The sequence below is a fragment of the Parabacteroides caeci genome, assembly GCF_023656795.1.
GTDB lineage: Bacteria > Bacteroidota > Bacteroidia > Bacteroidales > Tannerellaceae > Parabacteroides > Parabacteroides segnis.
In genome coordinates this window covers 20,932-43,484 of record NZ_JAMOKT010000060.1, presented here as the reverse complement: position 1 = coordinate 43,484, position 22,553 = coordinate 20,932, and the positions used below count along the sequence as shown (strand labels likewise).

Below are 22,553 nucleotides of genomic sequence, written 5' to 3'. Positions count from 1 at the left end.
CTAAAGTAAGAGCTACCAAAGGGCTGTTGGTACACTCCTTTGGAAAATTGGCAATTGCTCTACTTTCTTATGTTAATTTTTAATCTTTGAATCAGGTCGCCAACTCCTGATTCGCATTATTAACAAAATTACCGATAGCTATCAACAACATTACTGACAGCTATCGACAATCAGTTTGTTCGGCAGAAAACCAAAACCAGTATCCTATATTACTTACATTCGTACGGTAACTATTATCTGTTTCATTCATCCTTTTGTATATTTGTATCGCCAAAAGCAACTTAATCACACCGTATCATGTTTTATTTACATGAAAATAAAAGAATACAGTATGAGACTTACATATATTTATCACAGTGGCTTTGCGATCGAAACAGAAGGATATACTATCCTGATCGATTATTTTAAAGATACGGGGAAAACACCGGATACGGGATTTGTCCACGATGAACTGCTTCAACGCGCGGGTACATTATATATATTGTCCACCCATTTCCATCCGGATCATTTCAATCCGGAGGTACTGAAGTGGAAAGAGAAAAAACCGGATATCAAATATATTTTCTCCAAAGACATACTGAAACGGCGGCGGGCAAAAGCCGAAGACGCCCTGTATATGAAAAAAGGAGATGTTTTTGAAGATGAAAATATCCGTATCCGGGCATTCGGCTCGACAGATGTAGGCATTTCTTTCCTGATAGAAGCGGAAGGCAAACTGCTGTTTCATGCCGGCGACCTGAATAACTGGCACTGGAAAGACGAATCGACACCTCAGGAAGTGGCTAAAGCCGAAGGCGATTATTTGCGGGAACTGGATATACTGGCTCAGGCAACCGGACATCTGCATCTCGCCATGTTTCCGGTCGATCCACGTATTGGAACAGATTTTATGCGGGGAGCGGAACAGTTTGTCGACCGGATAAAGACTGACGTTTTAGTCCCTATGCACTTTTGGGAACATCCCGCCGAAGTAGTAGCATTCGGTCCTTATGCCGAATCGAAGGGATGCCGTTATATCTTGTTGTCCTATCCCGGAGAAAGCACTGATTTTTAATTTATAAAGAAAACAAATATGGAAATCAAAAGTAGATTTGATCATTTCAACATCAATGTCCTCGACCTCGAAAGAAGCATTGCTTTCTACAACAAAGCACTGGGTCTGAAGGAACATCACCGCAAGGAAGCAGCCGACGGCTCTTTCGTTCTCGTTTACCTGACAGACGACCAGACAGGTTTCCTGCTGGAACTGACCTGGCTGAAAGACCGTAATGAGCCGTACGAACTGGGAGATAACGAAAGCCATCTCTGTTTCCGTGTAGCCGGCGATTACGATGAAGTACGCAAATTCCATAAGGAGATGGATTGCGTATGTTACGAAAATACCGCCATGGGATTGTATTTCATCAACGACCCGGACGATTACTGGATCGAAATACTACCGGCTAAATAAAAAAGGTAATACCTTAACCAAAATTGTATCAGCTCTTCACCGGCAATACAATTTTGGTTAACCGGTCATCGAAAGGTTCCTCTTTCCGCCGGTAATAAAATTCATAAGCCGTACCTTCCGGCTCGTATCCTTTCTGCATCATCCAGAAAGTCATCTCGCCATATAAATAATCAATTTCTTCGTAATCGCCTTTAAATAAGCAATGCACGACTTTGGATTGCGGTATTACGCGCGACCGGACATTTTCATCTCCTTCCATCAGGCAAGACACAGGGAAACAAATTTCCACATCCAGGTCATATATATCCATATTCAGATAATCGTAGTAAATAATAAAAGGCACATCCGTCATATATTCCCCTGTTTTCCGGAGAAGTGCCAGTGCATCCTGACGTTTTCGGGCAAGCGTCCACTCTAAATCCTTGTAACTGACTTTCGTACGGGTCGATAAAACAGGTTGTTCCGCCCGGACCATAAGCCGTATGTCTGAAACCTGTGGCATAGTGTTATTCATTAATGGGTTAAGAATCTACCAAATATAAAAAAAACGCTCCGGTACCGGTTATCCAAAGAGAGAAAAAAGTTGAAAATGACGTATTTTGATCCGGCAATTAAGTAAAGTTACATTTATTGTCACATTTGAAAACTGATACTATTCAGCATTTTTTTTAATAAAATCATTGCAGCTAAGCATATTCCTCTTATATTTGCTTTCCAGAAAGACTCATTATTAATCATAAATATAAAATCATGGAGAAGCCTTATGTAGTAGGTATTGATATAGGTGGTACCAATACTGTTTTCGGCGTAGTAGATGCAAGAGGAACAATCTTGTACAGTGGATCAATCAAAACTGGCAAATATACTGATATAGAAGAATATGTTGCGGAACTGGGACAAGGTCTTTTATCAGTAATCGACCAGGCCGGAGGTCCGGACAAAATCAAAGGTGTCGGCGTAGGAGCTCCTAACGGTAACTTCTTCAACGGTTGTATCGAATTTGCCCCGAACCTTCCATGGAAAGGTAAAATACCTTTGGCACAGTTGATCAGCGAACAAATCGGCGGTATTCCCGTTGCTTTGACTAACGACGCTAACGCTGCAGCAATCGGCGAAATGACTTACGGTGCAGCACGTGGTATGAAAGACTTTATCGTTATCACTCTGGGAACAGGTGTAGGTAGTGGTATCGTTATCGGAGGTAATCTGGTTTACGGACATGACGGTTTTGCCGGTGAGTTGGGACACGTGATTATGCGTCGTAACAATGGCCGTCCTTGCGGTTGCGGTCGTCAGGGATGTCTTGAAACATATGCATCTGCTACCGGTGTGGCACGTACAGCCCGTGAATACCTCGAAATCCGCAAAGACGAAAGTCTGTTGCGCGATCTGGATCCGGATGAAATCACTTCAAAAGATGTATTCGATGCAGCCATGAAGAATGATAAACTGGCACTTGAAATCTTCGAATTTACAGGAAATATCCTGGGTGAAGCTTTTGCTGATGCTGTTGCATTCTCCAGTCCGGAAGCCATTATTCTGTTCGGTGGTCTTACCAAGGCAGGCGATCTGATCATGAATCCGATCAAACGTTCTATGGACAAGAACATGCTGAAGGTTTACGAAGGTAAAACAAAACTTCTTTTCTCTCAATTGAAAGAAAGCGATGCTGCCGTATTGGGAGCCAGCGCTTTGGGTTGGGAAGTGAAAGAGTAATCGTATTCACTGGGGTTCTGCCCCGGATCAAGGGCGGCCTGAGGTCGCCCTTCTTTTTTATATATCACTTAATTATCAGAGACATGAACCATCCTTTGCATCAATTTATCTATTGCCCCAAATGTGGAGCCAACACCTTCATCGAACGTAATGAAAAAGCGAAACAGTGTACAACGTGCGGTTTCGTATACTATTTCAATCCTTCTTCGGCAGTAGCCTGTTTCATCCGAAATGCCGCCGGAGAGATTCTACTGGTGCGCCGGGCTAAAGAACCTGCCAAAGGGACGCTCGACCTGCCGGGCGGATTCGTCGATATGTTCGAATCAGCGGAAGATGCGGCACACCGCGAAGTAAAAGAAGAAACGGGACTGGATATTACCGAATGTCGTTATCTTTTTTCCATTCCTAATTTGTATATGTATTGCGGTTTCGAAGTACACACGGTAGATATGTTCTTTGAATGCCATGTAAAGGATTTCATAGGTGTCCACGCAGAAGATGATGCTGCCGAAATCGTTATCCTGGAAAAGGAAGAGTTGAAAGCGGAAGAGTTCGGATTGATGTCTATAAAGAAGGCTATTAGACTTTACAAAGAAAACAACTGTTAACTTCCATCAATTCATCTATCAATTGACAATTAGAGGACGGAATATTCCGTCCTTCTTATTTTCTGTGTTACAATTTTTATACCACATCCTGTTTATTAGATTTTTTTCAAAAAAAGAGGATATATAATCATAAAAAACATCATAGTTCTAAAAGAACTCCATACTAAATATTCGGCACAAATGTATTAATAATTTATTACATACTGTTATTTTACGTCAACAAAAGAAGGATTATGCTTTATTTTTAACATTTACAATAACAAGGTATATATAAACACCACTCTATACTTTACCGTAAACTTCACCCTTTGATTACACTCATATTGTATATTTTAATAGAATCATAAACTAGTTTGTTTAGTGTAATATCCCCCTAGATTATTTAAGCAATATTTATTAATAGGACGAAAAGCAACAAATAGAACACTTGAAAAAACAATCTTATAAAAAAGTTTTTTAACTCTACTTAACCATGGTGATACTATTGATAATTATAGTCTTTTTATTCTTGTTCCAACATAGTTCTTTTAGAACTAAGATCAAAAACATCAATAAACGTCAAATCTAAAGCAACTCCACTAACACTTGTATTATTATAAATAAACTCATTAATTATGTTGAAACACTTCAAACCTGTCAGCTTAATTCTTGTCGCAGGAGCAATAACACTTCCTACAAGTGTATATGCCAATTCAGCGCCAGAAAAGCAAGAAACCGCTATTACCCAACAAAGTGGTAAAGTAAGCGGTGTTGTAGAAGATGATTTCGGACCTGTGGCCGGAGCATCAGTTGTGATCAAAGGATCCACTAACGGTAGTATTACCGATATGGATGGTAAGTTCAACTTGGAAGGAGTAAAAAACGGAGACGTTATCCAGATTTCTTTTATCGGCTATGCCACTCAAGAAATCACTTACACGGGACAAGCTTCGTTGAACGTCAAACTTGCTGAAGACACTCAAAAATTGGACGAAGTGGTGGTTACGGCTTTGGGTATCAAGAAAGATGCCAAGAAATTAGGTTATGCTGTAAGTAACGTTTCTTCTGAAGAATTAACCAGAACCGGTGGTTCTAACATTGCTACCGGACTTTATGGTAAAGCTACCGGTGTACGTATTCAAGCGGCTCCCGGTGGTGGCACATCTGCTGTTTCTATCTCCGTTCGTGGTCTTTCTTCTATTACCGGTAACACTCAGCCGTTAATTATCATGGATGGTGTTCCTCTTCACAACGGTAATACAAACAACGATGGCTACTGGGGTAACCAACGTATCAACTCCAATGGTATGGTGGATATCAATCCCGAAGATATTGAAAACATCTCCATCCTGAAAGGTGCTGCCGCTTCTGCCCTCTACGGTTCGGAAGCTGCCAACGGTGTTGTGATGATTACTACCAAAAAGGCCAAAGCCGGTTCAGGTACACAGATCGACTTTAGCGCAAACGTAAGTTTCGACAAAGTGGCTTATATGCCTGATATACAAAAAGAATATGGGCCTGGTTATGATAACTCACAATTAGGTAACAGCAGTTTAGAGGCCCTAACCGGTTTTCGTCAGTCACGTGTAGACCGCAACGGTAACGCAATTACAACTCCAAACCGTGAAACTTATTATTCATGGGGTGCCAAATACGATCCAAGCAAGATGGTTACTTACTTTGACGGTACACAGCGTGCATTTGAACCGATCGACCATAACCAGTGGGCTGATATCTTCCGTACCGGTGTAAACCAGACTTACAACCTGTCGTTGACCAACAGTACTGAGAAAAACAATGTACGTTTCTCATACACCTACAACGATGTGAAGGCGATGCAACTCAACTCCAACAACCATAAGCACAACTTCAACCTGAACGGTACATTCAATGTGACCAATACCATCAAGTTGAACTATACGGCTACATATCAGAACCAGTACATCAAAAACCGTCCGTACCGTATCAGTCGTTTGACTAACAATTTCGGTGGTATGTTCGGAGGTTTTACCGATGTGGCTTACATACGCGATCATACGGTGACAAGTCTCGGTTACCAAAACAGCATCTCTGCTTATAATAGTGGAACAAGCGATACATTAACTCCGGATGAACAATTCCTTTACACCCCAATGGGTTCTACCTCATTAATGAGTGAATATTTCTGGAACATCATGGGAAAAGAACAGCTGGAAGAACACCAACGCTTCATCGGTTCTGTTAACCCGACTTGGGAAATCATCCCCGGATTGACTTTGAGCGGACGTGCAGCTGCCGACTTGACAGTTGATAAGATTGAAAACAAAAACCGTGCAGAAAACGCACATATTTTCTCTACCAACGGTCAGTATAGCGACTCTTATGGATTGAACAACAGCCGCTACCAGATTGTGTACAGCGATGTGATGTTAATGTTCGACAAAACATTCAATGAACTTCATAACATAACAGCCAACTTGGGTTGGACAGCTCGTCAGGAATCTTATTACAAATCGGATGTTAGCACCAGCCAAGGTCTGACACAAGAAAACTGGTTCCACCTGAATGCCTCTGTCGGTACAAAGAATGCAAGTATGGATAAACAAGACCTGCTTAAGACAGGTGCCTTCCTGACTGCCAGCTATGGCTACAACGGATGGGGATTCTTAGAGGGTTCTATCCGTCAGGAAAAGACTTCTACTTTGAAGAAAGGCAACAACTCATTCTGGTATCCTTCTGCAAGTGCCAGTGTGCTCTATACAGAGTTATTAAAAGATCAAATGCCGACTTGGTGGAACTATGGAAAGGTTCGTGCCTCTTACGGTATTGTGGGTAATGCTCCTGAACTTTATCGTGCTGTTTTGGCATTCAAACAAGGATCATTACTGAGAGGATCGACATATAACTACAACTATATAGATACAAGCATCGGTAATGAAAGTATCAAACCGGAAACCAAATATGAATTTGAGATCGGTTTGGAAAACAAATTCTTCAATAACCGTTTAGGCATGGAGTTCAACTTCTATAGCAATACTATCAAAGACCAGATTCTTCAAACAACCAGTGCCGCTTCTATGGGTGCACAAAGCATGTTGATGAACGTCGGTGAGTTAAGCAACAAGGGTGTTGAATTTAGCGTATACGGTACTCCTATCGAAAACAAAGATTGGAAGTGGGATTTGCGTGCCAACGTGGCTTGGAACAAAAATACAGTCAATAAACTGGCTGACGGTCTGGATGTTCTTAATCATATAAGTGGTGGTGTAGACGGTGGTGCAGCCTCGCTTGAATCGCACGTAGGCGAATCTATGGGTGACTGGTACACCTATACTTGGAAGACGGACGAAAATGGTAACTATATCGTTGGCAGCAACGGTCTGTACATCACCGACACATCCGAACGTCACAAAGTAGGTAACGCCATGCCGAAAGTAACCGGAGGTTTTGGAACAAGTTTAAGCTACAAAAACTTCACATTGGATATGGCTTTCGACTTCCGTTTTGGTGGCGATGTATTGAATGCTCCTTGGCAGTACATGATGTGTGTAGGTAATATCACCGATGCCGTTGGCGTTCGCGATCATTCTACCGGAGGCTTATACTATTATAGCGATGCTGAAACAATGGACGATAAAGGTGCCATCCACGTTGTCAGCCCAAGCGAAGTAGGCAACTATCAACGAGGCGAAACAATGATAAACGGTCACTATGTTTGGGACAATGGTTTGATTCTGCCAGGTGTAAAAGAAGACGGCACTCCGAATGACATCGTTGTTACCCAAATGGAAGCGAACATCAATATGTATGGCTGGGGAACAGGTGCAAGCATGAGTTATCAGGATGCCATCCAGAAGAACAGCTACATCAAATGTCGTGAAATCAGCTTAGGATATACATTGCCGACAGACTTGACTAAAAAGTTTGCTTGCAATAACCTGATGGTTTCAGCTTTCGTACGCAACCCGTTCTATGTATATCGTACATTAAAATTGTTCGACTCTGAAGCGACAGACGGTACCAACTGGATCTATCAAGCACAATTAGGCGGTTCTACAGCCAGTGCCCGTACATTCGGTTTTTCCGTTCGTGCCAACTTCTAATTTACAACTTATTAAATCAGATTAAAAAGAAGAATTTATGAAAAAGATATTTTCATTGTTAGCAGGAGGAATCGCACTGGTATCGCTTGCTTCTTCATGCGCCGATTCAGCGTATGATGATAAGTATGCAGATCCTTCTCAAACAACAACAGTAGGTGTTCCTCAAGTATTCACCGGCGTAATGTACAAAGGAAATACATGGATGAACCCGATTTACTACCGTCACTGGATACAGTCTACTACATCCGGTCTCTTTTCCGGAGTTATCGGTACAACCAATTCACGCGCTCGTTTTATGGGATCCGGTGAAGGTCGTTACGATGACCGTTGGAAGAATTTTTATGATATGTTAACTCAACAACGTCTGTTGGAACAGACTTACGAGAACCTTTCCGAAACGGAAAAGCCCTCAAACATTATATTTTATTATTTGGGTAGAACATTGGTAGAATCACAATTACATGAAATGTTGTCTCTGTTCGGTGATGTTCCTTACAATGGTGCCGGTACACTTTGGAAAGATGGTGAATACAATGCTGCCAAAGAACAATGTGTTTATGAGGACGATGCAGCACTTTATAAACAGATCCTTGTCGACCTGAAAGAAGTGGGTGACTATTTTGCCAGTGGCAATGTAAATACAATCGGTCTTAATTCATTAAGTCGTCAAGACTACACTATCGCAGCAGGTGATGCTACAATATGGCAAAAATATGTCAACTCACTCCGCTTGCGTATTGCCCTTCATTTGTCTACTGCCGGTGATTGCACAGCAGAAGCCCATGCTGCCATTGCTGAAATCCTGAACAATCCAAGCCAGTACCCATTGATCGACAACAATACGGAAAACATGGGTGTGACAGCCAATACCCAGAGAGATGAATTCAACTTCGGTAAAAGTCTCTCGCAGGCTCTTCGTTCAAGTGGTATGTCTGCTTGTTCACAGACTATCCTAGATGCTATGAACCTGCCGGCAAACGGTACTCCTGATGAAAATACCGACCCACGTCTGGAAGTTATGTACGATTGTAATCCCGACGGTCAATACATCGCTTATGATGTTATGATGACTGAAGCAGAAATTACAAGCTTAACAGACGAAAAACAGAAAGAGTACGTAGCAAGGGGCATGTCACAAGCCAACTATTTCTGTGTAATCGATACAATCGCTGCTGCCGGTTGGGCAGAATATCAAGGTAATGAAAACATATTCGGCTTATGGTTAAGCGCTGCCGAAGTAAGCCTTAGCAAAGCGGAAGCTTACTTGATGGGATATGGCGTAGCTGCTGATGCCAACAAAGCGAAAGCCAATTTCGTAGAAGGCGTGAAACAGTCTATCGAATATTATTGGGATATGAAAGAAACAAGCACGCTTCATAAAAATGGCAACGATAGTTACAGAGGATTCCGTCCATTAGTCAGACCAACAGACGAAGCTATCACAGCCTATGTTGAAAGCATTTGGAAACCGACACAGGAAGCTATCTGTACACAATTATGGCTGAACTTCGGTTTCTTGGACAAGCTAAGTGCTTGGAACGTGGTACGTCGTACCGGTTATCCAGTTGTTGAATTTGCTACTGATAACCAGGTAACAGGTTTCCCAACACCTCCCAACCGTTTGCCTTATCCAAACGATGAGTTGACTTATAATAGCGAAAACTGCCAAGCAGCTATCGCTAAGAACTACGAAGAGCCAAGTGGTTATTACACAAATCTCTTTTGGGCTAAGAAAACTTATTACAAGATGGTACGATAAAACAAGAACAAAAAATACTCCACATAATTATATAAAACATAATTGATGGTAAAAGTGGAAACCGAAACCGCCCCGAAGTGATTCGCGGCGGTTTTATTTTTATGATCCTTCCCACTCACTAAGTGCAAAACGCCCCCTCCAACCAAAAATGTGTTCACGGAAAACCGGTTAAATATACACAAATATCCTTATCGATTTTAACACAAAAATTGCCGTTTTACCTCCGTATTAGCTCCAGTGAAGCTCCACTTAACCTCCACTCCCTAGGATTGGTGTTAAAATGGAGGAAAAACTTTAACAAAACGGACCTTCAAGGGCGGTTTATGTTAACGCAATTTTAACACGTTTTTTTCAGGTGCTGTTATAAGGAGTGTAGGGATATTCTCCTTTTTTAGCAAGCAAGCATATAAATCGGTGTTTTTTATGTAAGTTTGCAACTTAGAACTAACAGAGACTGTTTATTATCTGTATATTAAAGCGAAGGAGCGATGAAAAGAATACTTATTCCACTGTGCCTGGTGGTAGGAAGTCATGTGGCTAGCGGGCAACGGTCGTACCAGTTTGAGGCACCGGACCGTTTGTTCATAGAAGGTAAAGAATTGTTTAGTTTAAAGAACTATCCGGGTTGTATCGATAAGTTGGAAGCCTACAAACAGCATTCGAAAGATGCCGACCTGATCCAGGAAGCTGACTATATGATCGTATATGCAGCTTATGAACAGGGACGTCCCAATGCCGACGAACTATTGAAAGATTATCTGGAAGATTATCCGGCTTCACGCCATAGCGATGAAGTGAATTTCCTGATCGGTTCCATTCATTTCGAACGCGGGGAATACCAGAAAGCTATTTTCTGGTTCAACGAATCGGATATAGACATGCTCAGTCCGGAGCAACAGGAGGCTTACAGCTTCCGGCTGGCCTATTCATTATTGCAGACCGGTGAGATGGATAAGGCACGCGGATATTTTTCGCGGATACAGCAAATCGGTACCAAGTACCGTGAAGCGTCCACCTATTATGTGGCCTATATCGATTATGCAACCGGCAAATACAATAACGCGCTGGTAGAGTTCAGTCGCCTGAAAGAGATGCCGGATTACCGCGAGCAATCCTTGTACTATATTACACAGATCTATTTCATACAGAATAAATATGAAAAGGTAGTGAGCGAAGGGGAAGAACTTCTCTCCTCCTATCCGAACAGCAAGAATAACAGCGAAGTGTACCGTATCCTAGGTAATTCCTATTACCATTTGGGCAACCAGGACAAGGCGATCAACATGTTGAGCAAATATGTATCGTCGACCGACAGTCCGTTAAGAGGAGATTTGTACATTCTGGGTGTTTGCTACTTCAATAAAGGGAATTACAGCAGTGCTGTAAACGCCTTGTCGCAGACAGTACGTGAAAACGACGCACTCTCGCAGAATGCCTACCTTTATCTCGGACAATCTTACCTGAAGCTGAAAGACAAGAACAATGCCCGTATGGCTTTCGAGGCTGCGGCAACCTCTTCATTCGACAAACAGATTCAGGAAGTAGCCATGTTCAATTATGCATTGCTGATCCATGAAACGGCCTTTACCGGATTCGGCGAATCGGTTACGATCTTCGAAGATTTCCTGAATGATTTCCCGAACTCTCAATATGCCGACAAAGTAAACGACTACCTGGTGGAAGTCTACCTGACAACCAAGAACTACCAGGCAGCCCTCAACTCTATCAATAAGATCAACCACCCGAGCACCAAGATACTGGAAGCCAAACAGGACATTCTGTTCCAGCTGGGAACACAGGCTTTCACCAACATGAAACTGGATGAAGCAGTCGACCTGTTCTCGAAAGCCATCAACCTGGGTTCTTATAATATGGAATCGCGCAATGACGCTTATTTCTGGCGCGGCGAATCCTATTACCGCAAAGGAGATTACCGCCAGGCTATTTCAGACTACCGTACTTATCTGAACAACACCCGCCAGCGGAATACAGATATGTACGCACTGGCCCATTATAACCTGGGATATTGTTATTTCAAACTAAAAGAATACGGAGAGGCACAAAACCGTTTCCGCCAGTATATCAACCTGGAAAACAACCAGGATGCACCGGCACTGGCAGATGCTTACAACCGTATCGGCGACTGCCTGTACCAGAATCGCCAGTTCGCACAGGCTGAAGAAAACTATACACGTGCCGCCCAATTGCAACCGTCTGCCGGCGACTATTCCGTTTACCAGAAAGGCTTCCTGCTGGGCTTGCAGAAAGATTACCGGGGTAAGATCAGCGCGATGGACCGTCTGCTCCGCGATTATCCGGAATCACAATATGTGGACGATGCTTTGTTCGAAAAAGGACGTTCTTATGTATTGCTTGAAAACAGCTCACAAGCTGCACAGGCTTTCGAGACATTGATACAGCAATTCCCGCAAAGCAGCCTGGCCCGTAAAGCCGGTATCCAGTTAGGATTGCTTTACTTCAATGACAACCAACCGGAAAAAGCGGCTACAGCCTATAAGCAAGTGATCAGCAATTATCCGGGTAGCGAAGAAGCCAGAGTGGCTTTACAAGACTTAAAGTCGGTTTACATTGATCTGAACGACATCAATTCGTACGCCAACTACGTCAACTCACTGGGTGGAAATGTCCGTCTGGAAGTCAGCGAACAGGATTCGCTTACCTATATTGCCGCTGAGAAACTCTTCAACCGTGGCAACAACGAAGAAGCACGCCGCAGCCTGATCAACTATTTGCAGACCTTCCCCGAAGGCGCTTTCAGTTCGAATGCGAACTATTATCTGGGAAGCATCGCCTTTAGCAAGAAAGAATACGACGAAGCACTTCAGCGTTTCAAATCGGTTATCGAGAGCGGAGATACCAAATTCCTTGAAGAATCGGTAGCCCGCACGGCAGAAATGCAATACCTCACTCAAGATTTCCCTGCTGCATTGGAAAGCTTCAAGCGCTTACAGATCATAGCCGAAAATCCGGAGAACAAGCAAGCTGCCCGTTTAGGCATCATGCGTTGTGCTTTACAGACCGGACAACAGGAGGAAGCTCAACTGGCAGCCAACGAATTGCTGAAAGATCCGAAACTGTCACCCGAAGTGGAAGCCGAAGCCCGTTATATCCGTGCTAAAGCCTACATCGACCACAAACAGCCGGCTAAAGCCGTCGAAGACCTGAAAGTGCTCAGCAAAGACACCCGTACGGTACACGGTGCCGAAGCAAAATACCTGCTGGCCCAGTACTTCTACGATACCAACGACGATAAGAATGCGGAAAAGATCCTGGAAGACTTCGCCAAGAACGGCACGCCTCACCAGTACTGGTTGGCTCGCGGTTTCATCCTTTGGGCTGATATTTATATCCGCCAGGGCGACGACCTTCAGGCACGTGCTTATCTAAACAACCTGAAGAACAACTATAAGGGTGATGACGAAATCGCCGCTATGATTGAGGACAGATTAGGTAAACTAAAGCAATAATAGAATACAATGAAGACTATATATAATGTAAAAGCGCTGTGTGTCGTAGCCTTGCTTGGGACTACCGCCACAATGAGTGCACAGGAAGATACTTCGAAGAAACAGAATCTGGACCGGGAGATGACGCTCGAACGCGAGTACGACCCGACGGTACAGGATGCAAGCAAAGTGAACACCCTTCCGGTCATCAAGGAACCGGAAGTAAAGAAAATGCCGATCGACTATGCCAATTTCACGGTTGCAGCCGACCCGGCAAAAGAGATCAGCCTGCTTCCTTCAGGCAATATCATGACAGATATTCAGTACAACAAGCGCCGCGGTTATTTCAACTTCGGCGGCGGTACCTATCTGAACCTGAACGGCGACCTGGGATACCATATCCTCAGCACGGACAAGGATCAATTGAATATCTGGTTCTCGCACCGTTCCACCAACGGCAAGGTGAAATACTTGCAGTTTGACGAAAAGGTGAAAGCGAAACTGAATGACAATATGGGAGGTTTGAACTTTAAGCACAACTTCGATAAATTATTTTTGAAGATGGGCCTTAAGTATGGTTATTCAGGATTCAATTATTATGGATTTCCGATCTATATTGATCCTGCTTCAAGTGCGCTGCCTGATCCCGTTAGCGATGTCGAGACCAATCAGGTTGCCCAAACAATTAAAGCGAATGTAGGTGTTGAATCGAAAGCAGATGCTCCGGTTGGTTATCTGCTGAATTTAGATTATACCAATTTCTCCTATAAATATGGAATGGGAAAACCGTATGATGGCACCACAGAAGGAACCTTCACTCTTGATTTCGGTTTGAATGCCTCATTCGGTGGCAATCAGCGGGTCGGATTGGACGGAAACTTCCAGTACTTCAATTACAGTCTTCCTAAAGAACTGGAGATAACAGAAGGTGAAAAAGTCGGATATGGTACTTATTTCGATAATTTCGCTACCGCCACCTTAAGCCCTTATTATAAAGTGGAAGGCGACAACTGGCACATTAAGCTGGGAGTAAATGCCATGTTCTTCAGCGGAGAATACAAAAAGGCAATGGTTTCACCCAATATTTCTGCAGACGTTGAAGTGGCAGACAAAACAGTGTTATACCTGAATGCCAATGGGAAATTGCAATCAAACAGCATGTATGACCTGTTCCGGACAAACCGTTATTCGTCTCCCATATCAAGAATAACTCCTTCCCGTAACTGGCTGGATGGTATTTTAGGTATAAAAAGCGGAGTAGCACCAGGTTTCTGGTTTGATGTTTTCGGAGGATATAAGATCACCAACAATAATTACTTCTTTGTTCCCGTATTCAATAATGAAAACGATGCTTTCGGTAATTTCAGTGCTCCCCTGAATAATGTTAATACCAATCAACTCTTTATCGGGGCTAATCTGAAGTACAGCTACCAGCAATTATTTGAAATTTCATTGAAAGGAGTTTATAATAACTGGGATGCAAAACTGAATGATAACTGGGAAAACGAAGCGGACAAAAAAATAAAGGCTTTCGGTATGCCTGAAATGGAAATAACTGCCGGTGTAACCGTTCGCCCCCTCAAAAACCTGTCAGCTTCATTGGATTACTACCTGGCAACAGGACGTGAAACCTGCGTCTCTTTAGGACAAGACCTGAAAATGGACAACATCAACGAACTGAACCTCACCGGAGCATACAACTTCAACGATACCTTCGGACTGTATTTGAAACTGAACAACGTACTGTTCCAGAAATACGAACTTTACTACGGTTATCCGTTGCAGAAGTTCAGTGCGATGATCGGAGTGAACATCAATTTCTAATCAGATAAAGAAACATAGATCAGAAGGAGAATCCAATATCGGGTTCTCCTTTTTTATTCCTACTTTTGCACCCAAATAAGACAGAACATGCAAGGAACAAAAAACCTGACACAAGGCCCTATCAAACGGCAACTATTTAATCTGGCATTGCCGATCATGGGTACTTCTTTTATTCAAATGGCTTACAGCATCACCGATATGGCCTGGGTTGGACGCCTGGGCAGTGAAGCCGTTGCGGCTATCGGAGCTGTCGGCATCCTTACCTGGATGACCAATTCGATCTCTCTGTTGAATAAAGTCGGTTCGGAAGTAAGTGTGGGGCAAAGTATAGGTGCACGGAATGAAGAAGATGCACGGAATTATTCATCCCACAACCTCACCATTGCCCTGATCATCTCTGTTTGCTGGGGATTGCTTCTTTTTGTCTTTGCCCATCCGATCATCGGTGTCTATAAACTGGAAGCTCCTATCGCGGAAAACGCTGTCGAGTATTTACGGATCGTATCGACCGCCTTTCCTTTTATATTCCTCTCGGCAGCCTTCACCGGCATCCATAATGCGGCAGGGCTAAGTAAAATACCGTTTTACATCAGCGGAACGGGACTTATCATTAATATGATACTCGACCCGGTATTCATTTTTGTATTCGATATGGGAACAGCCGGAGCCGCCTGGGCAACCTGGTTATCGCAAGCCACGGTATGTGCCATTTTCGTATATCAGTTAAAATGGAGAAGCAAGTTACTGGGAGGATTCTCCTTCTTCGTCAAACTAAAGAAAAACTATTCACAAAGGATTCTACAACTGGGCCTGCCGGTAGCCATGCTGAATACGCTGTTTGCCATCATCAACATTTTCATGGCACGCACAGCCTCCACTTACGGTGGACATATCGGCCTGATGACACTCACCGCCGGAGGACAGATTGAAGCGATAGCCTGGAACACCTCCCAGGGATTCAGCACGGCACTGAGTGCTTTCGTTGCCCAGAACTACGCGGCCTCCGAAAAGAACAGGGTGCTGGAAGCCTATCACACGACATTGAAGATGACGACTGTATTCGGTATTCTGTGTACCTTATTATTCGTCTTTTACGGCAGCGAAGTCTTCTCACTGATCGTACCCCAGAAGGAAGCCTTCGAGGCCGGAGGTATTTTCCTGCGGATAGACGGATACTCGATGTTGTTCATGATGCTGGAGATCACTATGCAGGGCTTGTTCTACGGAACAGGACGGACGGTTCCTCCTGCAATCATCAGCATTACCTTCAACTCGTTGCGTATACCGATGGCTATTGTATTATCAGCCATGGGATTGGGAATTGTCGGTGTATGGTGGGCAATCAGTATCTCCAGCATGCTGAAAGGAATCGTTTCCTTTATCTGGTTCAGGGCCTTACAAAAGAAGATATTGAAGTGAGAAGTTCTATTATACCAACACTATAGTGCTACTACGGCTAACACGGTGTGCTATCTGTTATGACACTACTGTCCTACATTTGAATCTGTAATATACCGGATCGAAGCAACATATACAACTTCAATCTATAGATTTCAGCCTTCAGACGCTTCAACAGATTAGTAATCAAACTGCCGCCCTGAAGGGATGAAATGATAAAAGATGTATACGAAAATCCGGACCAGGACAACCTCCAGCAAAACATAGGACCTTTGACTTCAAAACATATATGTTTTGTAATCAAAGGTCCCTTATTTACAAATCAAAACACCTATACCTTGTAAAACGAATAACTACCCGTTGTCCAACGGGTAACTACTGGCCGGGGCATGGCTGCCTACCGGTCGGAATACAAATCAGCAATGCATCCCTTCAGCCAAATGTTTTGAAATATGGTGGATCACACCGGCTGAAACCTGAAAGAGATCAATCGTTTTCTACTACACGGATCATATCAAAGTAGAATTCGCCAGCCACTTCCGTTCCTTTTTCTACAGTACCAGTCTTGGTGTCGTAGATGTAGATGATGGCATTGGCATCAGCTTCGGTATTCACGCCAAAATAGGCTTTCTCGTTGAAGAGAACAGAACGCTGAGAAAAACGGCCACCGCTGTAAGCCAACTCCTTACCATTGTAGCTCAAGCGCGTCTTTTCGCCTGTAGCAAGGTCGATGATGGAATAATAGTGGCTATAGCTGTCGATCTGTGTACCGGCAGCATCGTTGCGTGCATATGCAAGCGCCTTACCATTACCCAGATATTGAATGGTAAGCAGTTTGCCGTCTGCATTCGGGTATCCCTCATAAGTGGAGTCGAAATCTGTCTCACCACTCTTGATACGCAACAAGTGTCCTTGCTCCATCTCTCCCGTGTCGGTGAGTGCAGCCAGGTAGAGGTTTCCATTCTCGTCATACATTACACAATTCTGCATCAGTTCCCCATAGGCGCTTCCTGCCATTTCCTGAGCAAGTGAGTTACGCTTGTTGCTTTCTACTGCCAGTGTAGAAGGATCGAGAACAGCAGTATAGAAAGCTGTTGTCGTCTTACCACTCTTGCCGGAAAGACCGTTCTTTCCATAATAGAAATAGAAAAGCTTTTGGGACTTTTCATTATAGGTGAGAATACCCGATGTAGTAAACTTCTTTGTCTCTTCCCCTTCTACCTCAGATTTCGGCAATGGGATATTCAATGTACCTTCTTCAAGAATCGACATGTTATCAGCGTTCAACTTGCTCCAGTTAATTTTACTTGCGTCACCGTTAGCAGACATGATGACAAGCGTGTTATCGTCAATCCAAGCATGGGTATAAGAACGTACCTTATACGTATTTGTCTTGAACGGGCGTTCTGCTACCACCACAACTTTGTTATCCTTAATTTGATACTTTACAAAACTATTCTCGTTTGAAGATATCTGGTAGTAATATTTACCCTTCGAGATAGATTCCATAGAGTACTCGCCAAGCTCTGCTCCTTCCCTTTTAACGGTGATGGTTCCCATATCAGCTGTCAACTTATTGATGCTGTTTACAATAGTTGTATTCTTGCTACTCATGCCGCCATGCTTCCCTACCGTCAGGAACAAGTCGAAGTGATACTTGCTTTCGTCGAAAGCAGGAGCATCGCTGGACACCGTGACAGCGCAAGTGGCAGTAAAAGCACCATCATCCGTTTTTACGGTGATCGTCGCCGTACCTTCGGCAACAGCAGTGACTACACCTTTATCTACTGTAGCGATCTTATCGTCCGAACTGGTCCATGAAACAGTTGTTACGGTTGCATTTTCCGGGGCGACGGTAGCCGTCAGTGTTCCTGTAGTTCCCGTCTTCAAGGCTAATGTAGTCGGGGAAACTGTGACTGCGGTAACAGGCACGTCTTTTACTTCATCGTCATCAGAACAAGCCGTGAATGCAAATGAGATCAGGGCTGTCATGAAGGCTAACAAGGCAAATTTGAACTTCTTCATTTTCTTTTGTTTTTAATATGAATGTTAATTAATAAAGACTCTGAATTTCGCAAAGAAAGCACGTCCGGGCTTTTGCAGCTTATAATTGTCGTAAGCCGTTTCATCGAGGAAGTTGGTACACTCCAATGCGATATTGTAGCGATCATGCTTCCATGAGTAAGTAGCATTGGCATTGCAAATGTGTTGCGAGGGAATACGCGCCTTTGTATCACGGTTGCCATAGGCTTCCCAGGTCAGAAAATACCAATGTACCCACTGGAACGTACAACCTAACCGCAACTTGCCGCCTTGTTGCCAAAGGTTACGGAACGTATAACTTGCCTCCGCACTGCCGAACAGCCAGGGACGGTTAGGCACAAGGTTGTTGTAGGTGGCAGAAGGCTTGCCGTCTTCCTTATACTTCTGCTGGTCGCGGGCATCCTGGTAACTGACATTAGCCATGAGTTGCAACCGTCCGTCCCAGTCGTAGCTGACTTCACCTTCCACTCCTTTGATATGAACAGCGGGATCGTTGACATACTGCAACATACCTTCTTTTTCGATAACGGAAGTTTGTATATAGTTGTCCACATAACGCAGAAAACCGTTTGCCTCGTAATAGACGGTATGACGGGCGGCCGGACGCCATGTCCCGAACAAGGCTAAATTAACATTGTTACTCTTCTCCGGCTCTAACGCCACATTGGCATAGACAGTCGTTCCGTTGCCTAACAGTTCCCGGGCAATAGGCAAACGTACACTATGCTCGTATGAAATCTTTACCGCCAACGGGTTGAAGAACGTATAACGCAGTCCGGCTCCGTATCCTAAATAGTTTTTCGTAGTCGAACCTTGTACCTTGTCCGAGCCGGTTACGGTGGATTGATCGGTCTGCCGGATATTGGGATGGTTCACGTAGTCTTTGGCAAAGAATACATTCTGCATCTTGCCGTCGAAAAGCGATTGACTGTAAGTCAGTCCGACGATATGTTTGGTTACCGCATCGTTAGACGGCTCGAAACTCTGGTCTAAATCGTCGTAGCGGTCGTTGCCCGTCCGGCTCAGATTATAGTTCAGGTTAAAGCCGTGATGCTCATTCAGCTGATAATCCAAATTGGCACGAGCAATAGTCAGCGGACGCTTATAGTGACGTATGGAGCGTTCGCCGCCACGGATTTCGTTGCGTTGACTCACGATGTAGCCTCCGTCCCAATAATATTTACGGTAGGCGGTATCAATGGTGATGGAATGATCCCATGTGTGTGACAAGGTCGCCTTCAATGTCATGTTTTCTGTGAGAAAGTTGCATTTGTTGTACCGTGCCGACACATTCCACGCATCCGAATTACGCTCCGCCATGCCATACACTTTGGTCTGTACGGAGCCGGTTTGCAGTTCCTTGTCTGTTTTGGAATAAGATGCCGACACAAAGAATTCGTCCGCCCAAAATTTGCCTACCATTCCTGCTTCTATCTGTGCTAAAAGCGAAAAATAACCGTCATGGAAACGTTTGGGATTGCCATAGATGAATTGGTCGCCAGTCTCGTCACGCATCTGAACATCCTTCATCCGGTAGTCATTTTTCGAATAGTTGATGCCAACGGTAGGACGCACAATCAAGCCTGTGCGTTGTTCCACAAACAGTGCATTCAGGTCGGCACTGTGTGTATGAAAGGAACCAATACTGTAAGATGCATCCAGAAAGTTCTCCTTCTCCGCCTTGGTAATAATGTTGACGGCACCGCCCAATGCATCCGTTCCCAACGAAGCAGGCACTACCCCTTTATAGATCTCCACCCGGTCAATCAGGTTGACAGGCAGATTGGCAAGCGTCACATTACTACCCTTACTGTCCAAAGGCACGCCATCGATGAAATAACGGACAGAATTACCCGATAACCCGTTGATGGAAAGATCAAAATCGGAACCGACTCCTCCTTCTTCCCGGACCTTTATTCCAGTCGTCCGGTTCACTATATCAGTCAGATTCTTCAACGAGTTGATCTGCGATTTTACATCAAGGGCATTTACAGAGAAAGCACCTTCCTTGATCTTCTGTGTTTTCGATTTGCCATACACCTCGACTGTGTTCAGGGTAACGGAATTTTCAGCCATAACGAAATCGAGCGTCTTGTTCCTGCGGATATCGAGAGTTGTTTTTATTGTATTATAGCCCAGTAGGGTAATTATAAGGGTATGTTTTCCTGGTTTCATGCTTAGTGAATAGCGCCCCCGGTCGTCGGTGTATGTCCCTGCCGTCGTATTTTCGATGGCAACAGTAACCGTAGGAAGCGGAGCACCATCTTCTCCCCTCACCTCTCCGGACAGCGTGACCCTGTCTTGCGCCGCCAGACTTACAGGGAACAAACAAATAAACAACAAAAATACATGTATGAAACCTCTCATTCCATCAAAAACATTATATATTAACGACAGGCTTTCGATAAAACTGAACGGAACACATGAACAGCCAGAACTCTCTACAGGATACAACCAAGTCCTTACTTACATGTTTTTCAGCCTTATTCCTCGAAAGCTTAAAACTACTGATTCTGGCAGGTCTTCTGACTTACTCCGTCATTGAACGTCCTTCCCATTCATTGCGAACAGTGGATTGAGTTGTGTTCAACGACTTTGGCGGAGCTTACAGCAGCGGGTCTGTTCAGGATTTTCACCTGATTCCCTTTTCATCACTTTTCCGTAGAACTGGATTTGTGACACCAAAACCGGGGACAAAGGTAAAGATTATTTTTAAACAGTACCCTATTTTTTATAAATGATCGTAGATTTGTATTAATGGAACGAACTATTCTTTACTTTTGTCAGCAGAATATAATTACATAGCAAACATTTAATAATATGAGCAATTCATTCAAGCCGGCAACTTTGTGTGTGCAGGGTGGCTGGCAACCTAAAAAAGGAGAACCGCGCGTTCTGCCTATCTATCAGAGTACTACCTTCAAGTATGAGACCAGCGAACAGATGGCGAAACTGTTCGATCTGGAAGAGAGTGGTTATTTCTATACCCGTCTGCAAAACCCGACCAACGATGCCGTTGCATCCAAGATCGCCGCTTTGGAAGGTGGTGTGGCAGCAATGCTGACTTCATCGGGACAGGCTGCCAACTTCTTTGCCTGTTTCAATATCTGCGAAGCCGGCGACCATATCGTAAGCGCAACCGGTATTTATGGCGGTACATACAATCTGTTGTCCGTTACCCTGAAAAAGCTGGGCATCGAATGTACATTCATCAACCAGGATGCCAGTGAAGAGGAGATCAGTAAGGCGTTCCGCCCGAATACAAAGTTATTGTTCGGTGAAACGATCTCCAACCCGGGAGTGATGGTACTGGATATTGAAAAGTTTGCCCGTATCGCTCACAAACATGGCGTTCCATTGATCATCGACAATACATTTGCCACACCGATCAACTGTCGCCCATTCGAATGGGGTGCCGATATCATTACGCATTCTACGACCAAATATATGGACGGACATGCGACTGCCGTCGGAGGTTGTATCGTCGACAGCGGTAACTTCGATTGGGAAGCGCATGCAGACAAATACCCGGGTCTCTGCCAGCCGGATGATTCTTATCACGGCCTGACTTACACAAAGACATTCGGGAAACTGGCATATATCACTAAGGCTACCAGCCAGTTGATGCGTGACCTGGGTTCTATCCAGTCTCCGCAAAATGCTTTCCTGCTGAACCTGGGACTGGAAACATTGCATCTACGCATGCCGCAACATTGTAAAAACGCACTAGCCGTAGCTAAATGGCTTCAGAATTGCGACAAAGTAGCCTGGGTAAACTATCCGGATCTGGAAGGAAATAAATATTACGAACTGACAAAGAAATATCTTCCGAACGGTTCATGCGGTGTCCTGTCATTCGGCTTGAAAGGCGGACGCGAGGTATCTATCAAATTTATGGACAGCCTGAAACTGGCAGCTATCGTTACTCATGTGGCCGATGCCCGTACTTGTGTGCTTCATCCGGCAAGCCATACGCATCGCCAGTTGACCGACGAACAATTGAAGGAAGCCGGTATCGCTCCGGACCTGATCCGTTTCTCTGTCGGCATCGAAAGTGCGGACGATATCATTGCGGATATCGAGCAGGCTTTAAATCAGTAATCAATAGTTATTCAACAGGAAATCGTATTGTATAGAATACGGTTTCCTATTAAACATAATGAACTCCGTTTCCAGGAGCTCATTAAAAACAAAACCCCGATGGTATTAAATACCGCCGGGGTTGTT

General features: G+C 44.1%; 13 protein-coding genes and 1 riboswitch. Of the genes, 10 read left to right on the top strand and 3 right to left on the bottom strand.

The annotated features are described in order from the left end of the window. Positions 1–331 precede the first annotated feature (331 nt). Positions 332–1,054 carry an MBL fold metallo-hydrolase gene (locus NBH15_RS23075; protein WP_250823645.1) on the top strand — a complete coding sequence of 241 codons (723 nt, stop codon included), beginning with the start codon at positions 332–334 and terminating at the stop codon, positions 1,052–1,054. An 18-nt stretch (positions 1,055–1,072) separates the two neighbouring features. Further along, entirely contained in the window at positions 1,073–1,450 is a 378-nt protein-coding gene (locus NBH15_RS23070) for a VOC family protein (RefSeq protein WP_007654808.1), read from the top strand. 28 nt (positions 1,451–1,478) lie between these two features. Here NBH15_RS23070 and NBH15_RS23065 read toward each other — a convergent pair whose 3' ends face one another. After that, positions 1,479–1,952, bottom strand: coding sequence for a GyrI-like domain-containing protein (locus NBH15_RS23065; RefSeq protein ID WP_250823644.1), 474 nt, complete (start codon positions 1,950–1,952; stop codon positions 1,479–1,481). Between the two features lie 248 nt (positions 1,953–2,200). Here NBH15_RS23065 and NBH15_RS23060 point away from each other — a divergent pair, with 248 nt between their 5' ends. The 7 genes from NBH15_RS23060 (at position 2,201) to NBH15_RS23030 (ending at position 16,304) form a co-directional block, all read left to right on the top strand. Next, entirely contained in the window at positions 2,201–3,166 is a 966-nt protein-coding gene (locus NBH15_RS23060; protein ID WP_007654811.1) for an ROK family protein, read from the top strand. Between the two features lie 83 nt (positions 3,167–3,249). Continuing rightward, positions 3,250–3,774, top strand: coding sequence for an NUDIX domain-containing protein (locus tag NBH15_RS23055; RefSeq protein WP_128134811.1), 525 nt, complete (start codon positions 3,250–3,252; stop codon positions 3,772–3,774). A gap of 614 nt (positions 3,775–4,388) precedes the next feature. After that, entirely contained in the window at positions 4,389–7,835 is a 3,447-nt protein-coding gene (locus NBH15_RS23050; protein WP_128135473.1) for a SusC/RagA family TonB-linked outer membrane protein, read from the top strand. Between the two features lie 37 nt (positions 7,836–7,872). Then, positions 7,873–9,594: a SusD/RagB family nutrient-binding outer membrane lipoprotein gene (locus NBH15_RS23045; protein WP_244050769.1), complete on the top strand. Its 1,722-nt coding sequence runs from the start codon at positions 7,873–7,875 to the stop codon at positions 9,592–9,594. 488 nt (positions 9,595–10,082) lie between these two features. Next, positions 10,083–13,082 (top strand): tetratricopeptide repeat protein, encoded by a 3,000-nt coding sequence (locus tag NBH15_RS23040; RefSeq protein WP_244050768.1) that lies wholly within the window; start codon positions 10,083–10,085, stop codon positions 13,080–13,082. A 9-nt stretch (positions 13,083–13,091) separates the two neighbouring features. Then, positions 13,092–14,885, top strand: a complete 1,794-nt coding sequence (locus tag NBH15_RS23035) for a TonB-dependent receptor (RefSeq protein ID WP_244050767.1) — start codon at positions 13,092–13,094, stop codon at positions 14,883–14,885. Between the two features lie 87 nt (positions 14,886–14,972). Continuing rightward, on the top strand, positions 14,973–16,304 hold the full coding sequence (locus NBH15_RS23030) for an MATE family efflux transporter (protein ID WP_250823643.1): 1,332 nt from the start codon (positions 14,973–14,975) through the stop codon (positions 16,302–16,304). 465 nt (positions 16,305–16,769) lie between these two features. On the opposite strand, the gene NBH15_RS23025 is transcribed toward NBH15_RS23030, so the two are convergent. Both NBH15_RS23025 and NBH15_RS23020 read right to left on the bottom strand, forming a co-directional pair. Continuing rightward, positions 16,770–18,308: an Ig-like domain-containing protein gene (locus NBH15_RS23025; RefSeq protein WP_250823642.1), complete on the bottom strand. Its 1,539-nt coding sequence runs from the start codon at positions 18,306–18,308 to the stop codon at positions 16,770–16,772. 24 nt (positions 18,309–18,332) lie between these two features. Next, a complete protein-coding gene (locus tag NBH15_RS23020; RefSeq protein ID WP_250823641.1) occupies positions 18,333–20,693 on the bottom strand; it encodes a TonB-dependent receptor in 2,361 nt (786 codons plus the stop codon). 131 nt (positions 20,694–20,824) lie between these two features. Continuing rightward, positions 20,825–21,027, bottom strand: a riboswitch (cobalamin riboswitch). 119 nt (positions 21,028–21,146) lie between these two features. On the opposite strand from NBH15_RS23020, the gene NBH15_RS23015 reads away from it, so the two are divergent. Continuing rightward, complete coding sequence (locus NBH15_RS23015) at positions 21,147–22,427, top strand: O-acetylhomoserine aminocarboxypropyltransferase/cysteine synthase family protein (protein WP_250823640.1); 1,281 nt, start codon at positions 21,147–21,149, stop codon at positions 22,425–22,427. The last annotated feature ends 126 nt before the right edge of the window (positions 22,428–22,553 follow it).